The sequence below is a fragment of the Pseudomonas sp. 300 genome, from assembly GCF_055803035.1.
Map to the genome: position 1 here is coordinate 2839136 of NZ_JAVLRV010000002.1, position 17789 is coordinate 2856924.

At 61.2% G+C, this 17789-nt stretch carries 10 protein-coding genes; 7 read left to right on the forward strand and 3 right to left on the reverse strand.

Going from position 1 to position 17789, the window contains the following annotated elements:
- Nucleotides 1-5: 5 nt before the first annotated feature.
- Entirely contained in the window at nucleotides 6-5699 is a 5694-nt protein-coding gene (locus tag Q7W83_RS19390; RefSeq protein WP_458377735.1) for a retention module-containing protein, read from the reverse strand.
- A gap of 591 nt (nucleotides 5700-6290) precedes the next feature.
- Between Q7W83_RS19390 and Q7W83_RS19395 the strand changes: the two genes are divergently transcribed.
- Genes Q7W83_RS19395 through Q7W83_RS19405 form a run of 3 tightly spaced genes read left to right on the forward strand, consistent with a single transcriptional unit; the run spans nucleotide 6291 to nucleotide 11204 of the window.
- Nucleotides 6291-7649, forward strand: a complete 1359-nt coding sequence (locus tag Q7W83_RS19395; RefSeq protein ID WP_150634036.1) for a TolC family outer membrane protein — start codon at nucleotides 6291-6293, stop codon at nucleotides 7647-7649.
- An 18-nt stretch (nucleotides 7650-7667) separates the two neighbouring features.
- Nucleotides 7668-9827, forward strand: coding sequence for a type I secretion system permease/ATPase (locus tag Q7W83_RS19400; RefSeq protein ID WP_150653797.1), 2160 nt, complete (start codon nucleotides 7668-7670; stop codon nucleotides 9825-9827).
- A gap of 9 nt (nucleotides 9828-9836) precedes the next feature.
- Nucleotides 9837-11204 (forward strand): HlyD family type I secretion periplasmic adaptor subunit, encoded by a 1368-nt coding sequence (locus tag Q7W83_RS19405; protein ID WP_150634038.1) that lies wholly within the window; start codon nucleotides 9837-9839, stop codon nucleotides 11202-11204.
- A 148-nt stretch (nucleotides 11205-11352) separates the two neighbouring features.
- Here Q7W83_RS19405 and Q7W83_RS19410 read toward each other — a convergent pair whose 3' ends face one another.
- Nucleotides 11353-11949, reverse strand: a complete 597-nt coding sequence (locus Q7W83_RS19410; RefSeq protein WP_150637644.1) for a tRNA-uridine aminocarboxypropyltransferase — start codon at nucleotides 11947-11949, stop codon at nucleotides 11353-11355.
- A 4-nt stretch (nucleotides 11950-11953) separates the two neighbouring features.
- Entirely contained in the window at nucleotides 11954-12847 is an 894-nt protein-coding gene (locus Q7W83_RS19415; RefSeq protein WP_008034255.1) for a LysR family transcriptional regulator, read from the reverse strand.
- Nucleotides 12848-13082: 235 nt separating this feature from the next.
- Here Q7W83_RS19415 and speB point away from each other — a divergent pair, with 235 nt between their 5' ends.
- The 4 genes from speB (at nucleotide 13083) to Q7W83_RS19435 (ending at nucleotide 17600) form a co-directional block, all read left to right on the forward strand.
- On the forward strand, nucleotides 13083-14033 hold the full coding sequence (gene speB / locus Q7W83_RS19420; RefSeq protein WP_008034256.1) for an agmatinase: 951 nt from the start codon (nucleotides 13083-13085) through the stop codon (nucleotides 14031-14033).
- 9 nt (nucleotides 14034-14042) lie between these two features.
- Entirely contained in the window at nucleotides 14043-14465 is a 423-nt protein-coding gene (locus Q7W83_RS19425) for a YybH family protein (protein ID WP_150634040.1), read from the forward strand.
- A 54-nt stretch (nucleotides 14466-14519) separates the two neighbouring features.
- A complete protein-coding gene (locus Q7W83_RS19430; protein WP_150634041.1) occupies nucleotides 14520-16031 on the forward strand; it encodes a purine-cytosine permease family protein in 1512 nt (503 codons plus the stop codon).
- A 189-nt stretch (nucleotides 16032-16220) separates the two neighbouring features.
- Complete coding sequence (locus Q7W83_RS19435; RefSeq protein ID WP_150634042.1) at nucleotides 16221-17600, forward strand: sodium:solute symporter family protein; 1380 nt, start codon at nucleotides 16221-16223, stop codon at nucleotides 17598-17600.
- Nucleotides 17601-17789: the final 189 nt, after the last annotated feature.

Consider the following 17789-nt stretch of genomic DNA (forward strand, 5'->3'; position numbering starts at 1 on the left):
TCAGATCACACGGTGTCCACCTTCAATGAATGATCATTCAACATCCCGTTGATAATGGTCGCCGTATCCGCGCCGCCGGCAATTACCCCTCCCGCCCCCGGCGTCACCCCGTAATGGCTGGCCAGGTTCACACCGGCCAGATCGATAGTCTGGTTCGGCGCAGCGCCGGCCATGCCGCTGACGTCGATGCTGGTGACCAGAGAATCGCCACTGCCAGTGACTTTGAAATGCAGGTAGTCATCCAGCGACGCCGCCGTGCCGTTCTCGCCTTGCAGCAGTTGCGACAGGTCGAGTTTGTCGGTGCCCGGCGTGAAGTCGGTGACCACGTCGTGGCCGCTGTTGCCTTTGAGCCACTGGAAGGTGTCTTCGCCAGCACCGCCGGTGAGGGTGTTGTTGCCGAGGCCGCCGATGAGCAAGTCATCGCCGCCGCCACCATTGAGCACGTCGTTGCCGAGGCCACCGGTGATGATGTTGTTGTGGCTATCGCCGGTGAGCTTATCGTCGAAATTGGAACCGGTGAGGTTTTCGATGGCCGTCAGAGTATCAGTGCCGGCGCCCAGGGTGTTTTGCGCGCCGAGCAGGCTCAGGTCGACCTTGACCCCGGCGGTGGCATGGGCGTAGCTCGCGGTGTCGATGCCATCGCCGCCGTCGAGCAGGTCGTTACCCGGTCCGCTGTAGAGCACGTCATTGCCCGCGCCGCCGTGCAGCTCGTTGTTGCCTGCACCGGCGGTGAGTACATCGTTGCCGTCGCCGGCGTTGATCACGTTGTCGCCGGTGCCCGCCACCAGCACGTCATCGCCCGTTGTGCCGGTGAGGGTGTGACCGTCCTGATAGCTGATGGTCACCGCTGCGCTGTCGCTGCCGCCATGGTGGTCGTTGGCGGTGTAGGCGCCGTGGTAGTCCGAGGGGGCGGGGGTGTGAGCGCCGGAATAATCGACGGTCAGGGTCAGTTTGTAGTTTTCCGCGTCCTTGCCGCTATTGCCCCACCCCCCGTTGTCGATGTTGGTGATGTGAATCTGGTAGGTGCCGTCCGACGCGGCGGTGATGGTCTGGCCATCGCCGATGGCAATGAACGCCCCACCGTTGACCGAGTACTCCATGGCGACGTGCCCGGCCGCCAGGTTGTGGTCGAGGTTGAGGGTTTCACCCTGTTTGAGAGTGACGTTGATGCGGTCCTCATCATTGGTGTTGTTGTTTTTGACTTCGCCCAACGCCCCACTGACCACCAGTACCGCAGTCATGGCCGCCGTGTTGGCAACGAATGCGCTGCGGGCGATGGTCGCCGATTGAGCGTTACTGCCGGTGAAACTGTAGTTCTGGTTGCTGCCGGTGAAGTCCGCGCCTTTGGCAATCCAGCCGGTATTGAAAGTTGTTGGCGAAGCGGTGAGCGGATCGCCGTTGGGGTCGGTGTCGTTGGCCAGCAACAACTCGCCGGGCACCACGATACTGCCCGACAGCACGTTGGTGATGACGTGATCATCGACCGCCACCGGTGGCGCATTCGGAACCACCTTGACCACCAGCGTCGAGCTGGCCAGGTCGCCGTCGTTGTCGCTGACGGTGTAGCCAATGTTTTCGGTGATCACCACCGACGTGGTTTTTTGCGAGGTGTAGGTGTATTCGCCTGTGTCGAGATTCACCACGAGCGTGCCTTTGCCGTCGGTGGCGATGCTCAGGGTGTTGTTGACCGTGTCGAAAGTGCCGTGGTTGGCGCCGCCGCTGTAATTCAGCGACCCCTGGTTGCTGTTGCCTTTGGGGTCGTAGGTGTACGTGGTGCCGTCGACCATAATGGCTTTGATGAAGCCGCCATCGGCGCCAAACGTACCGCCCTCGCCCAACAGCGAACCGGTAACCGGCGCACCGACCACGGTGCCCGACAGTACCGGATTGAGCTGGTTGAGATCGTTGACGATGACGGCGTTGGTATTGGTGCCATTGCCGAGACCGGCAGTGCCGTCATAGGCCAGCGGATCGAGGTTGGTATGGCCAACGCCGTCGCCGAGGCCTACCGCAAAGTTCTTGATGTGATTTTCTTCAAGGAACGCTTTCCAGTTCGCCTCATCGGTTTTGCCAATGTCCCCTTCGTTGGGTTTGCCGTCAGAGAAGAAGTAGCCGACGTTCTGCGCGCCAGTGAGTTTGCCGTTGGTGTCGAATGCCGTTTGCGCCACCGTCACCGCCGCGTCGTAGTTGGTATTGCCCCCCGCTGTCAGTCCGGAAATGATCGACTTGGCCGTTGCCACATCGACCCAGACCGAGGTCTTGTCAGTGGCATCGCTGCTGAAAGTGACGATCTGCACTTTGACGTCGCCGAGGTCGTCGTACTTGTTGAGCAAAGCGCCGATCGCCTGCTTGGCCAGATCCAGTCGCGACAACCCATCCACTCCGGAACCGTCTTTCATGCTGCCGGACACGTCGATGACCAGCAGAAGGTTGGTATCGATCTCCACGGCGGACACCGAACGCTCCGAGGCGACCGCTTTTGGCACGTCATCGACGATGTTGACCTTGATCGTGCTGATGCTGGAATTGCCCAGAGAATCGGTGGCTTTGTAGGTGAAGCTTTCGCTCAGCGAGTTCGCGCCGTTGTTCGCGTTTGGCGTGGTGCTGGCCGGCGAGGTCAGGGTGTAGGTGTAGGTGCCGTTGGGGTTGAGCAGGATTTGCCCGTAGGTTCCGGTGGCGCTGCCGACCAGCGTGTAGGTCGTCGCGCCCACCGCACCAATGACCGAGCCGACCAGCGTGCCCGAGGCGGTTTCGCCGGTGTGGCCCGGCTCGCTGCCGGTGACGGTGCCAGCCGCCAGATCCTGGCCGTCCTGGTTCAGGTCGAGGGCTTTTTCGTAGACGGTCACGTCGTTGTCTACGGTTGCTCTGATGCAGCTGTTGTTGACGTCGATGGTGATGGTCGTGGTGCTTTCGTCACCGTCGTTATCACGCAGGGTGTAGGTGAAGGTGTCAGTCGCGCCCGGGCCGTTCACGCCGTTGGGGTTACTGTGGTATTCGGCGTTGCCCTGGGCGTCGAGGGTCAGGTAACCGTAGGTGCCGTTGATCTGCTGATTCAGTCCGCCGCTGACCGGGGTCGAGGTATCGGAACCGGCACGCACGCCGACCACGCCACCGCCAAGCAAGGGACCGTCGGCACCCGCGACGTCGTTCCACAACACGTTGCCACTGACCACGCCGCCCTCCGCCACCGAGGTCGCATCGGGGTTGGCGTCGGGCGTGTCATCGACGATGTTGACGTTGATTTGCCCGGTCGCGGTGCTGCCGTCGGTGTCCTTGGCCACCACGTCGAAGTGTTCGGAGATGCTGTTGGCTCCGCTGCCATTCGGGTGATCGCTGTCGTAACGCAGCGTGTAGCTGTAACTGACCACGCCGGTCGCCGGGTTGTAACCGGTGATGGTGAAAATCGCCCCGGTATCGGTCTCGCTCGATTGCGGGAAGCCTGCCGCGACACCCGCGGTGACCACGGCGATGCCGCCCACGGTGAGGGTTTGCAAACCGTCCAGAGCAGTGACGGTGAAGGTGCCGGTCTGGGTCAGCGCCGGCGCGTCCGGGTCGGTGCCGTAGGTGAGGTTTTTTTCGTAGACGGTCAGCTCGCCGCCACACGCGTCGAGGCCGTTGAGGGTCACCGGGCTGTTATGGATCTGCAAGACCAGGTTGGCGGTGCTGGTGTCGCCGTCGGCATCGGTAAGCGTGTACTGGAAGGTTTCGGTGCCGTTGCCATCGCCGTGCAAGGCTTTGAAATCGGCATCGCTGGTGTTCAGCGTGTAGGTGTACGTGCCGTCGGCGTTCAGCACCAACGTGCCGTAAGTCCCGTTGAACGTGCCGGCGGTAATCGGTCCGCTGTCCGGCCCGGTCGGCACGCGGTCCGCGCCTTGCACGTCGTTGCTCAGGACGTTGCCTTCGAGCGTCAGGTGTGTGGGCGTGGCAGTCGTCGCGTTGCTGTCATCGACCGCTTTCGGCACGTCATCGACGATGTTCACCACGATGGTGCTGGTGACGGTGTTGCCCAGCGAATCGGTGGCCTGATAGGTGAAGGTTTCGCTCAGGGTGTTGGCGCCGTTGTCCGCGTGCGGCGTGGTGCTCGCCGGCGAGGTCAGGGTGTAGGTGTAGGTGCCGTTGGGGTTGAGCAGGATTTGGCCGTATGCCCCCTGGTCACTGCCGACCAGTGCATAAGTGATCGCGCCCGCCGCGCCGCTGACCGAGCCGACCAAGGTGCCAGAGGCAGTTTCGCCTGTGTGGCCCGGCTGGCTGCCGATGACGGTGCCGGGCGCCAGGTCCTGGCCATCCTTGCTCAGGTCCAACGCTTTCTCGTAGACGGTCACGTCGTTGTCGCTGACCGCTTTGATGCAGCTGTTGTTGACGTCGATGGTGATGGTCGTGGTGCTTTCATCACCGTCGTTATCGCGCAGGGTGTAGGTGAACACGTCGGTCGCGCCCGGGCCGTTCACGCTGTTCGGGTAGCTGTGGTATTCGGCGTTGCCCTGGGCGTCCAGGGTCAGGTAACCGTAGGTGCCGTTGATCTGCTGATTCAGTCCGCCGCTGACCGGGGTCGAGGTATCGGAACCGGCACGCACGCCGACCACGCCACCGCCAAGCAAGGGACCGTCGGCACCCGCGACGTCGTTCCACAACACGTTGCCACTGACCACGCCGCCCTCCGCCACCGAGGTCGCATCGGGGTTGGCGTCGGGCGTGTCATCGACGATGTTGACGTTGATTTGCCCGGTCGCGGTGCTGCCGTCGGTGTCCTTGGCCACCACGTCGAAGTGTTCGGAGATGCTGTTGGCTCCGCTGCCATTCGGGTGATCGCTGTCGTAACGCAGCGTGTAGCTGTAACTGACCACGCCGGTCGCCGGGTTGTAACCGGTGATGGTGAAAATCGCCCCGGTATCGGTCTCGCTCGATTGCGGGAAGCCTGCCGCGACACCCGCGGTGACCACGGCGATGCCGCCCACGGTGAGGGTTTGCAAACCGTCCAGAGCGGTGACGGAGAAGGTGCCAGTCTGGGTCAGGACGGGAGCGTCCGGGTCGGTGCCGTAGGTGAGGTTTTTCTCGTAGACGGTCAGCTCGCCGCCTTCTACGTCGAGGCCGTTGAGGGTGACAGGGTTGTCCGGAGTGTCAGGAACGTCCGGACGATCCGGGGTGTCTGCAACAATCGCCGCAGCGGGCCCGTTGCCGCCATTGTCCGGATCGCCGGCCAGACGTTCCAGAGGCATTTCGGGAATGCCGTTGAAGCCTGCGGTGGGAAAACCGATGGTCGGATCGACCCGCCCGGCCACTTCCTCCAGCAGCACAAAACTGTGGCCGCCGCCCAATGCACCGCCGGGGGCACCCGGTGTGCCAGGGCCTGCGGCCGTCGCTTCAGCGGTTTGGGTCGGGTCATCACCGGCGGCGATGGCTTTTTGCAGTTGCTCGACATCGGTCAATTGCGCCTGAGTCGGCGTGGCCGCCTCAGTGGTGTCCACGTGAGGCGCGTGATCAGCGAGCAACTGAGGATTCATTTGCAGACTGCTGCCACGCCCGAGCGTCAGTTCCTGGCCATTTTGCAGATGCACCGCCACCGCGCCTTCGGCACCGGTGATCAGTTGATCGCCGGTATACAGGCGATCCCCCTCGATCAGCACACGCCGGGTGCCGTCGCTCCCTTGGGCGAACACCTGACCAATGACCTTACTGACGATACCGATGAGCGTAGCCATGTGCACTTCCTCCGCTGCCAACCGTTGTCGGCATCCTGTTGTTTGCGAAGAACGTGCTCAGGGTTCAAGCGGATGGCCAGCGAACGTCTACCGGGCAGCGGCCTGTCAATACCAAGCCGCCGCCCTGGCGACTGTCTCGCCAAGCATGTCGCTCGTGGGCGAGGTGTCGATCCGAGATAAACCCCTTTGCAGTCAAAAGCATCGGGATCCTGTTCGGCAAAACCTCATCCAGTGAGCGATGCGTAACGGTTCTGAATCAAACAAGTGACAAAAAAACGTCACCAAAAAAACCGTTTCGCGTCCCTCCCCTCCAGCACTTCTACGCCCTGTATCGATAAGTGGGTAGAACCTTCCTTTTGCCCTTTTGAGCGCCCTAACGCTCGTAAATCAAGGGGTTTCGACTTGAACAATGTGCTGGATTTTGCAGAGCGCATAAGTTTTTTTTGGCATAAACCTTATGAAAAATCCTTCTTAGGTTCTTCCCAGAATGTTCTTAGCTCTAGTTGTTACAGGCATGAAACGGTTTACCTATAAATGCCGCCAAATAATTGGCGACTTATAAGCACCATTAGGAATCAGGGAGATGCACCCATGAGCCGATTGAACCCCATCTGCAGTGCGATTTTATTGGCTATGGCCTGCACTTCTCAGGTTCAAGCCATGTCACTGACCGAGGCGATCCAGAGCACCATTGCGACCCACCCGGAACTGGCGTCGCGGGTGGACAGCCGTCTGTCGGCCGATGAAGACGTAAAAGTCGCCAAAGGTGGGTTTTATCCATCCGTTGATCTAAATGCCTCGTACGGGCGCGGGTACAGCGATAACACCAACACCCGCGCCTTCGGCAATCACAACACGGAAATCCTCAACTACACCCAATCGGAATTGCGCCTGCGGCAGATGCTCTTCGACGGCTTCAACACGGCCAACGAAGTCGAGCGCACCAAAGGCGTGGTCAACTCCCGGGCCTATTACGCCCAGGGCACCGCTCAGGACCTGGCCCTGCGTACCATCGAGGTCTACCTTGAGGTGCTCAAGCGCCGCGAACTGGTGACCCTGGCCAAGAACAACCTGCAAGCCCACCTACGGGTCAACGACCAGATCGGCCTGCGTACCCAGCGCGGCATCGGCAGCAACGCCGACGCCGATCAATCCGTGGCGCGTCGGGCACTTGCGGAGAACAACCTCGACACCGCCGAAGTCGATCTGGCCGATGCCGAAGCAAATTTCTACGCAGTCACCGGGCGCATGCCCGATGAACTGGAAACGCTGCCGTCGATTCGCGGCGAACTGCCGGCCACGATCCAGGATGCCCAACAGAGCATGGTCGACAACAACCCGTACCTGAAATCGGCCCAGGCCGACGTGCAATCGGCGGAGAGCCAGTACGAAGTCGCCAAGTCGCCGTTCTACCCTCGCTTCGACGCTGAAGCTGCGGTGGGCGCGAACAACAACATCGCCGGTGAAGAAGGCCATGACAATGAATGGCGCGTCGGCGTCGTGATGAACTACAACCTGTTCCGTGGCGGCAGCGACAAGGCACGGCTGGCGTCCGACGCGCACAAGATCAACCAGGCCATGGACATCCGCAACAACGCCCTGCGCCAACTCAACGAGAACATTCACCTGGCCTGGAACGCCATGGTCAACGCGAAAAAACAAACCCCGACTGCCCGCGAATACGCCGAAACCACCACCCGCGTTCGTGCGGCGTATCAGGACCAGTTCGGCCTCGGCCAACGGACCCTGCTTGACGTGCTCGACAGCGAAAACGAACTCTACAACGCCAACCGCCGCTACACCGAAGTGCGCTACACCGAGGAATACTCGATGTACCGCGTGCTGGCGAACATGGGCCAGTTGCTGAGCAAACAACGCGTGGTGCTGCCCGCCGACGCGATCGCCCGGACCGAAGTGAAAAACGAAGCCCGTCTGCCTGAACTGAAGTAGTGCACTGGAGCGATCAATGTGACCAGCATGGAATCCGGCAACAATGGTGTCGATCCGCGGCTGAGCTTCGATGACCCGCTTCTGGACGGGCTGCTGATTCTCTGCAAACTTCATGGCGCGACGGTCAGTCGCGCCAGCCTGAGTGCCGGGCTGCCAATGGCACACCAACGCTTGAGCCTGGACCTGCTGCCGCGCGCTGCGGCCCGGGCCAGTCTGCAGGCGCGCTTGCTGCGCCGCGAACTGGACGACATTTCCGCGCTCAATTTGCCCGTGATGCTGATCCTCAACAACGGCCGCACCGCAGTGCTGCGTCGCTTTGGCGAGGATGGCCGGTTGCTGATTCTGCCGAGCGAAGCCGACGGCGGCGAGCAATGGGTCAGCCGTGAAGAGCTGGCCGAAAACTACAGCGGCCAAGCCTTGTTCGCCCGGCCACGGCATGAACTCGAAGACCTGCGCTCGCCCCTGGTGCCACGTGTGGAGGCATGGTTTCGCGACACCTTGAAGTTGTCGAAATGGCTGTACAGCGATGCGATCCTGGCGAGTTTCCTGATCAACCTGCTGGGGCTGATGGTGCCGCTGTTCGTGATGCAGACCTACGACCGGGTGGTGCCGAACCAGGCCACTTCGACCCTGTGGGTGCTGTCCATCGGTTTGCTGATCGGCACCGGTTTCGAGCTGGCATTGCGGGTGGTCCGCGCACATTTGCTGGATACCGCCGGGAAGAAAACCGACGTGATCCTGTCCGCCACGCTGTTCGAACGCATCACCGGCATGTCGATGAAAGCGCGCCCGGCGACCATCGGGGGGTTCGCTCAAAGCATTCATGACTTCCAGGGCCTGCGTGAATTTCTCACCGCCGTAACCCTGACCAGCCTGATCGACCTGCCCTTCGCCGTGCTGATGCTGGTGGTGATCGGCCTGCTCGGTGGCTGGTTGGTGGTGATTCCGTTGCTGGCGTTTCCGATCACCATCCTGTTCGCGATGGTGATTCAAGTGCGCCTGCGCGACACCGTGCAAAAAAGCCTGACCCTCGGCGCCGAACGCCAGGCCCTGCTGATCGAAACCCTCGGCGGCCTGGAAACCCTCAAGGCTTGCAGCGCCGAGAGTGAACGCCAACACAAATGGGAAAGCACCCACGGCGCCCTCACCCGCCTCGACAGCCATGCGCGCAACCTGTCGGCGCTGGCCACCAACGGCACGTTGTTCATCCAGCAGTTCTCCGGCATGGCGACCATCGTCGCCGGGGTCTACAGCATCATTGCCGGCAACCTCAGCGTCGGCGCACTGGTGGCGACGTACATGCTCGGCAGCCGTGTGCTCGCGCCGCTGGGACAGATCGCAGGCCTGATCACGCGCTATCAGCAAGCGCAACTGACGATGAAAAGCACCGATGCGCTGATGGGCCTGCCGCAAGAGCGCGACGCCAAACAGCGCCCCTTGGAACGCACGCAACTGCAAGGCGCCCTCGACGTCAGCGGCGTGACCTTTCACTACAACGGCCAGAACGCCCCAGCGCTGGCCAACATCAGTTTCAGCCTGAAACCCGGTGAACGGGTCGGCATCATCGGGCGCAGCGGTTCGGGGAAAAGTACCTTGGGGCGACTGCTGATGGGCTTCTACGAACCTGAGGAAGGTCAGTTGCTGCTCGATGGCCTGGACCTGCGGCAACTGGACGTCGCCGACCTGCGTCAACAGATCGGTTACGTCGCCCATGACCTGCCGCTGCTGGCCGGCAGCCTGCGCGACAACCTGACCCTCGGCGCGCGTTACATCAGCGATTCGCGGATGCTGGAAGTGGCGGAATTGACCGGTGTGACCGAACTGGCGCGTCAACATCCGCAAGGGTTTGACCGGCCTGTCGGCGAACGCGGGCAGTTGCTGTCGGGTGGGCAACGCCAAGCGGTGTTGCTGGCCCGCGCCTTGTTGCTCGACCCGCCGATCATGTTGCTCGACGAACCCACCAGCGCCATGGACAACAGCAGCGAAGATGTCCTGCGGCAAAAACTCCACGGTTGGGTCCAGGGCAAAACCTTGCTGCTGGTGACTCACCGCACCTCGATGCTGAGCCTGGTGGATCGGCTGGTGGTGCTGGACAACGGGAGGATCGTCGCCGACGGTCCGAAAGAAGCGGTCATCGATGCACTGCGCAAGGGCCGTGTCGGCTCTGCGGCCGTCTAGGAGTCCGCCATGCCTAATTCCCTGCCTGTAACGTCGAAGACACGCGGGTACTTCGACAGCTTCAGCAAAAGTGCCGAAAGCGAGTTCATGCCGGAAACGGCCGGCGCCTCATTGCAGGATTCCCCGCGCTGGTCGCGGATCACCGTGTGGCTCGCCGCTGCGTTGATCATCAGTGCGGTGGTCTGGGCCAAGTTCGCCGTGTTGCAGGAAGTCACCATGGGCGAAGGCAAGGCGATTCCGTCGAGCAAGGTGCAGGTGATCCAGAACCTGGAGGGTGGCATCGTCACCGAGATCTTCGTGCGCGAAGGGCAAATGGTGAACAAGGGCGACACGCTGCTGCGCCTGGATGACACGCGCTTTCTGTCGAACAAGGGAGAAAGCGAGGTTGATCGCTATGCGCTGACTGCACAGGTCGAACGCCTGTCCGCCGAGGCCGAGGGCCGGCCATTCAAGTTGTCGCCGGAGGTGATCGCCAAGGCCCCGCAAGTCGCCGAAGACGAGCGCTCGCTGTACGAACAACGGCAACGCCGGCTGGCCAGCGAACAGCGCACACTGACCGAACAACTGCGGCAGAAAACCCAGGAACTGGCGGAGTTTCGCTCGAAACAGGGGCAATACAGTTCAAGCCTGGCGCTGCTGCAACAAGAGATGAACATGTCTGCACCCCTGGTGGGTACCGGCGCGGTGTCGCCGGTGGAAATCCTGCGGCTCAAACGCAGCGCAGTGGAGATTCGCGGTTCGCTGAATGCCACGACGCTGGCGATTCCTCGCGCCGAATCGGCGATCAACGAGATCAAAAGCAAGATCGACGAATCGGAACAATCCTTCCGCTCGGACGCGGCGAAAGAGTTGAATGAGAAACGCACCGACCTGTCGAAAATCACCGCGTCGAGCATCGCCATCGACGATCGCGTGAGCCGCACGACGGTGGTGTCGCCCGTGCACGGAATTATCAAAGTGCTGAAGGTCAACACCATCGGGGGCGTGGTCCAGCCGGGCAGCGACATGGTGGAAATCGTCCCCATCGAAGACAACCTGCTGATCGAAGCCAAGGTGCGGCCGCAGGACGTGGCGTTCCTGCATCCGGGGCAGAAAGCGATGGTCAAGTTCAGTGCGTATGACTACACGATTTATGGTGGGTTGAGTGCCAAGCTTGAGCTGATCGGGGCGGACACGATCACCGATGACAAGGGCAACAGTTTTTATCTGATCCAGGTGCGGACCGATAAAAATCACTTGGGTGGAGATGTGAAACCGTTGCTGATTATTCCCGGGATGGTTGCCACGGTGGACATCATCACGGGTGAGAAAAGTGTGCTGGATTATCTGCTGAAGCCGGTGCTTAAAGCCCGGACCGAGGCGATGCGGGAGCGATAGATCCGGCCAGAATTTTCATTGAATGTGCAATGGCTATCGCTAGCAGGCTAGCTCCCACAGGGGAATTGGAGCGATCACGTATTTTGTACTCACCACTGATCAACTGTGGGAGCTAGCCTGCTAGCGATGGGGCCGGTAAAAACAATACTTATCTGTCGCCATGATTGCGCTGGAAGGTTTCCTCCCCCATCGCCGCAATCTGCCCCTCGATCAACGCCTCGAACGGTTTCAACAACGGCTCGAAACTCACGGGTGCTTCCAGCGTCTGCAACGCCTGCACAATCGCCTCCACCGTCGACAACGCACCCGGCCCCGGCGCCTTGCGCAAGCGATACCGTGACACGCCGCCCTCCGCCAGGGTCACTCGGGGCAACGCCGCCAGCAACGGATTGAGGTGCAGCATTTTGCGCGCCTTGCGCCAGGTGCCGTCCGGGACCACCAGCAGCAGCGCTTGATCATTTGCGGTGTAAGCCTGCAACGGCTGTGCCTGCTCTGCCGGAAACAACAGCCGCGCCTGATAGCCCGATTGATTCAACAGTGCCGGTAAATTTTCGAACACCTCTCCCACAATCAACTCGGCATTGTTCAACCCCAGCGCCGCCAACCGCGCGGTGTTCAGCGCATGGTTCACTTCGCTCGGATGCTGCAACAGCAACACCCGAGTGCGGCTGTCGAGGCTCGGGATCAGTGGGCACAGGCAGTGGGTTTGCGGACGCAGGCAGCGCGGGCATTGGATTCTGGACATGTTCTCAAGCCTGATTGAGTTGCGCTTTGAGCAGATCGCGGAAGGTCTGGATCAACGGTTCGCGGCTGCGGCCCCGGCGCATGATCATCGAGAACGGTGCCTGGTAACCGAAGGTCGCCGGCAGCAACACGCGCAAATCCCCCTTGTCGGCCCAGGCCTGGGCGTAGTGCTCCGGCAGGTAACCGATGTAGGCGCCGGACAGCACCAGGATCAGTTGCGCCTCCATACTTTCCACGGTCGCGGCACTGTGTTTGAAGCCGTGGCGCGCCAGCTCGGCCTGGCTCCAATAGCCACGGCCGACCATGCGCTGCTGGGTGATGACTTGCTCGGGGATGCGCCGCTCGGTGAACAGCGGGTGCCGGCTGCTGCAATACAGCCAGTGCTGCTCGCGGTACAACGGCATGTAGACCAGCCCGCTCATGCGTGTGGAAAACGCACCGATGGCCAGGTCGAGGCGGTTGTCCTGTACGCCGAGTTGCAGCTCGTACGGGCTCATCACCGACAGGTGCAAATGCACGGCCGGGTGTTCCTGACTGTAGGCGCCGATAGCTTCGGCGAACGGCAAGGCCTTGTCGCTGACGGTGGAGTCGATGACGCCGAGGTTCAGCGTACCGCGCAATTCTCCCTTCAGCGCCGCCGCGTATTGCTCGAAGCCTTCGAGTTCGCCGAGCAGGCGCAGGGTTTCCTGATGGAACAGCTCGCCCTTGCTGGTCAGGCTGAACCCGCCGCGCCCGCGATGGCAGAGCACCAGGCCGAGGGCCGCCTCGAGCTGGCTCATGTAGGTGCTGATCGCCGAGGTCGAGAGGTTGAGCTCTTGCTGGGCGTTGGCGAACCCCTGATGGCGGACCACGCTGACGAAGATGCGCAACAGTTTCAAGTCGGGTAAAGCGTTGGCCATGGGGAGTTCCTGTCGCAAGGTTACGCGCGCTGTCTCTGTAAAAACATTGGGTCTGTGGTGATCTTGAAGTCTATCGCCAGCCAAGGCATTAGTTTAGAAAAATCTGAACTAAGTATTTGCCCGTAGCGATTCTTCCCGACCACTACATTTCGCAGAATCGGCCCCTAACGGTGCCCGAACCTCCCCGGTGCGGTGTAACCGACATAAATAAAACAACGACGATGAGGCCCTACCCGTGGACAAGATTCTTCACCAACCACTGGGCGGCAACGAAATGCCGCGCTTCGGCGGCATCGCCACCATGCTCCGACTCCCGCATGTACCCACCGCTGCCGGCCTGGACGCTGCCTTTATCGGCATCCCGCTGGATATCGGCACTTCCCTGCGCCCCGGCACCCGTTTCGGGCCACGTGAAATCCGCGCTGAATCGGTAATGATTCGCCCGTACAACATGGCCACCGGCGCTGCACCGTTCGACTCGCTGTCGGTTGCCGACATCGGCGACATCGCGATCAACACCTTCAACCTGCTCGACGCCGTGCGGATCATCGAAGAGTCTTACGACAATATCCTTGAACACGATGTGATCCCGCTGACCCTCGGCGGCGACCACACCATCACCCTGCCGATCCTGCGTGCCATCCACAAAAAACACGGCAAGGTCGGCCTGGTGCACATCGATGCTCACGCCGATGTGAACGATCACATGTTCGGCGAGAAAATCGCCCACGGCACCACCTTCCGTCGCGCCGTCGAAGAAGGTCTTCTGGATTGCGACCGCGTGGTGCAAATTGGCCTGCGCGCCCAGGGCTACACCGCTGACGACTTCAACTGGAGCCGCAATCAGGGCTTCCGTGTGGTTCAGGCCGAAGAATGCTGGCACAAATCCCTCGCGCCTTTGATGGCCGAAGTTCGCGAGAAAGTCGGTGGCGGTCCGGTGTACCTGAGCTTCGATATCGACGGTATCGACCCGGCCTGGGCACCTGGCACCGGCACCCCGGAAATCGGCGGCCTGACCACCATTCAGGCAATCGAGATCGTTCGTGGCTGCCAAGGTCTCGACCTGGTCGGTTGCGACCTGGTAGAAGTCTCGCCCGCGTACGACACCACCGGCAACACCTCGCTGCTGGGCGCCAACCTGCTGTACGAAATGCTCTGCGTACTGCCTGGCGTGGCCCATCGCTGAGGATTGGTCATGAATGAACGTGATCAGGTTTTGAAGGCCGCCGCCGATCTGGTGGCCGCCTTTGCCCGCAATGATCGCGAAGCCTACTTCGGCGCGTTCAGCGCCGATGCCAGCTTCGTCTTCTACACCCTCGAGCAGCCTCTGCTGTCGCGCGATGCCTATCAGGCGTTGTGGGACATCTGGCGTGCCGAGGATGGCTTCGAGGTGCTGTCGTGCACCTCGAGCAACGCTTTCGTCAGCCTGCAAGGTGACGTGGCGATTTTCATCCATGACGTGGCCACCGAGCTGCGCATGCAAGGGGAGCAACACTTCAGCCAGGAGCGCGAGACGATTGTTTTCAAAAAACAAGCGTCTGGCCAAGAACAACAAGGCCTATGGCTGGCCTGCCACGAACATTTGTCCGCGATGCCGGAAGGGCTGCCAACCCCTTAGCCAAACAGGTGACGCTCACACACGATGAGCGCGCCTTTATGATCGGAGCAGATCATGAATAACAACAACAACGACCAAAGCCTTACGCACATTGAAACCTACGGGGTCGAACAGATCCCGGACAACGAACGCACCGCAGGCCCGACGGACTTGTTCCGGATGATCTTCGGCGGTTCCAACACCTTTGCCACCGCCGTGCTCGGCAGTTTCCCGGTGCTGTTCGGCCTGTCCTTTCAGGCGGGCGTCTGCGCGATTGTGCTGGGCGTGTTGCTGGGTTCGCTGATCCTCGCGCCTATGGGCCTGTTCGGCCCGATAAACGGCACCAACAACGCCGTGTCTTCCGGTGCACACTTCGGCGTGCACGGGCGGATTGTCGGTTCGTTTTTGTCGCTGTTGACCGCTATCGCCTTCTTCTCGCTCTCGGTATGGAGTTCGGGTGATGCGCTGATCGGTGGGGCGAAACGCCTCATCGGCCTGCCGGAAACCGACCTGACCCTGGGCCTGGCTTACGGTCTGTTTGCGATTCTGGTGTTGACGGTGTGCATCTACGGTTTCCGCTTCCTGCTGTGGGTCAACAAGATCGCGGTGTGGAGCGCCAGCCTGCTGTTTCTGCTGGGCATCTTCGCCTTCGCCGGTCCTTTTGATGTGAACTACGCCGGCACCGTGAGCATGGGCCAACCGGGTTTCTGGGCGGCCTTCATCGGCGCGGCACTGGTGGCGATGAGCAACCCGATTTCCTTCGGCGCGTTCCTCGGTGACTGGTCGCGTTACATCCCGCGTAACACCTCCAAGCGCCGGATCATGGCCGCGGTGGTGATCTCGCAGATCGCAACGTTCATCCCGTTCCTGTTCGGCCTCGCCACTGCGACCATCGTTGCGATCAAGGCGCCGGACTACATCGCGGCCAACAACTACGTCGGTGGCCTGCTGGCCGTTTCACCGAGCTGGTTCTTCCTGCCGGTGTGCCTGATTGCGGTGATCGGCGGCATGTCCACGGGCACCACCTCGCTGTATGGCACCGGGCTGGACATGTCCAGCGTGTTCCCGCGTGTGCTGTCGCGGGTCAAGGCCACCCTGTTGATCGGTGTGATGTCGATTGCCTTCATCTTCATCGGACGCTTTGCGGCAAACCTGGTGCAGAGCGTGTCGACCTTCGCCGTGCTGATCATCACCTGCACCACCCCGTGGATGGTGATCATGATCATCGGTCTGCTGGTGCGCCGCGGCTTCTACTGCCCGGATGACCTGCAAGTGTTCACCCGCGGTGAGAAAGGCGGTCGTTACTGGTTCACCCACGGCTGGAACTGGCGTGGACTGGGTGCCTGGATCCCGAGTGCATTGGTCGGTTTGTGCTTTGTGAACCTGCCGGGGCAGTTTGTGGGTGTGCTGGGCGACCTGGCCGGCGGCATCGACATCAGCCTGCCGGTGACCCTGGGCCTGGCCTCGCTGGTGTACCTGGCGTTGCTGAGCCTGTTCCCGGAATCGGCTGCGGTGTTCGGACCGAATGATTCACGCAGCAAGGGCACGGATTCGCTCGGTAAACCGGCGGTGCGACAAGCCGCCTGAATAAACGCATCACCTGTGGTCAACGCATTACCTGTAGGAACGGGCTTGCCCGCGATGAGCGATGAAGCGATCTGCCTGACAGACCGCGGCGCCGCCATCGCGGGCACGCCACGCGCCCACAGGAATTGGCGGCGTCACAGGGATTGATTTTCGCCTCACCATAAAAAAGACAATCGGAGACACGCCATCATGGCATTGGATTTATTCGTCGTACTTATCTACGCCGCCGCGATGCTGATACTCGGCTACTACGGAATGCGCAAGGCCAAGACCAACGAAGACTTTTTGGTCGCCGGTCGTAACCTCGGCCCGAGCCTGTACATGGGCACCATGGCCGCTACCGTTCTGGGCGGCGCATCTACCGTCGGCACCGTGCGCCTGGGCTACGTCCATGGCATTTCCGGTTTTTGGCTTTGCGCGGCCCTCGGTTGCGGGATCGTGGCGCTGAACCTGTTCCTCGCCAAACCGCTGCTGAAACTGAAAATCTACACCGTTACCCAGGTGCTGGAAAAACGCTACAACCCGATGGCCCGCACCGCGAGCGCGGTGATCATGCTGGCGTATGCGCTGATGATCGGCGTGGTTTCGATCCTGGCCATTGGCACCGTGCTGCAAGTGCTGTTCGACCTGCCGTTCTGGCTGTCGGTATTGGTCGGCGGTGGTGTGGTGGTGATTTATTCGGCGATCGGCGGCATGTGGTCCCTGACCCTGACCGACATCGTCCAGTTCGTCATCAAGACCGTGGGCCTGATGTTCATCCTGTTGCCAATCTGCCTGTACCGCGTCGGTGGTTGGGATGAGCTGGTGTTGAAACTGCCGGCAACCGCCTTCAGCTTCACCACGATTGGCTGGGACACCATCATCACCTACTTCATGATCTACTTCTTCGGGATCCTGATCGGCCAGGACATCTGGCAGCGTGTGTTCACCGTCAAGAGCGCCAAAGTGGCTCAGGTCGCCGGTACATTCGCAGGCTTCTACTGCATCCTTTACGGACTGGCCTGTGCCCTGATCGGCATGGCTGCTCATGTGCTGATCCCGGACCTGGACAACGTCAACAACGCCTTCGCCGCCATAGTCAAACTGTCCCTGCCGGATGGTATCCGAGGCCTGGTGATCGCCGCTGCCCTGGCCGCCATGATGTCCACCGCCAGCGCCGGCCTGCTCGCCGCTGCTACCACCCTCACCGAAGACCTGCTGCCGAAACTGCGCGGCGGTAAAACGTCGAGCCTGGGCATCAACCGCCTGTTCACCCTGCTGACCGGCCTCGTGGTGCTGGGTATCGCACTGGTCGTCAACGACGTGATCAGCGCGCTGACCCTGGCTTACAACCTGTTGGTGGGCGGCATGCTGATCCCGCTGATCGGAGCAATCTTCTGGAAACGCGCAACCACCGCCGGCGCGATCGCCAGCATGGGCATGGGCTTCGCCACCGCGCTGTTGTTCATGATCAAGGACGGTATGGACGCCAACACCCCGATCTACTACAGCCTCGGCGTAGGTCTGGTGAGTTTCGTGGTGGTCAGCTTGCTGTCCCCTCGCCCGGCAGTGGTGGCCAGCGCCGCCTAAGCTGAACATAACGACTTGATGCTTTCTTCGACGGGTGTGGCACGGGCGTGTCCTCCCTTATTTCATGCGCCGCGTTGCGCCTAAAAGCGAGCCAGGCAAGGCGCAGTCCGTAGGTAAGGGTCGTTTCCTTGCCAAGGACTGCAACGCAGTCTGGCTCACTTTTAGGCACAACCCGGAGGGCCGGAGCTG

Bases quoted from the DNA above. Each gene is read 5' to 3' on its own strand.
- Q7W83_RS19390 (WP_458377735.1), bottom strand. From the start codon at position 5,699: ATGGCTACGCTCATCGGTATCGTCAGTAAGGTCATTGGTCAGGTGTTC.
- Q7W83_RS19395 (WP_150634036.1), top strand. From the start codon at position 6,291: ATGAGCCGATTGAACCCCATCTGCAGTGCGATTTTATTGGCTATGGCC.
- Q7W83_RS19405 (WP_150634038.1), top strand. From the start codon at position 9,837: ATGCCTAATTCCCTGCCTGTAACGTCGAAGACACGCGGGTACTTCGAC.
- Q7W83_RS19410 (WP_150637644.1), bottom strand. From the start codon at position 11,949: ATGTCCAGAATCCAATGCCCGCGCTGCCTGCGTCCGCAAACCCACTGC.
- Q7W83_RS19415 (WP_008034255.1), bottom strand. From the start codon at position 12,847: ATGGCCAACGCTTTACCCGACTTGAAACTGTTGCGCATCTTCGTCAGC.
- Q7W83_RS19425 (WP_150634040.1), top strand. From the start codon at position 14,043: ATGAATGAACGTGATCAGGTTTTGAAGGCCGCCGCCGATCTGGTGGCC.
- Q7W83_RS19430 (WP_150634041.1), top strand. From the start codon at position 14,520: ATGAATAACAACAACAACGACCAAAGCCTTACGCACATTGAAACCTAC.
- Q7W83_RS19435 (WP_150634042.1), top strand. From the start codon at position 16,221: ATGGCATTGGATTTATTCGTCGTACTTATCTACGCCGCCGCGATGCTG.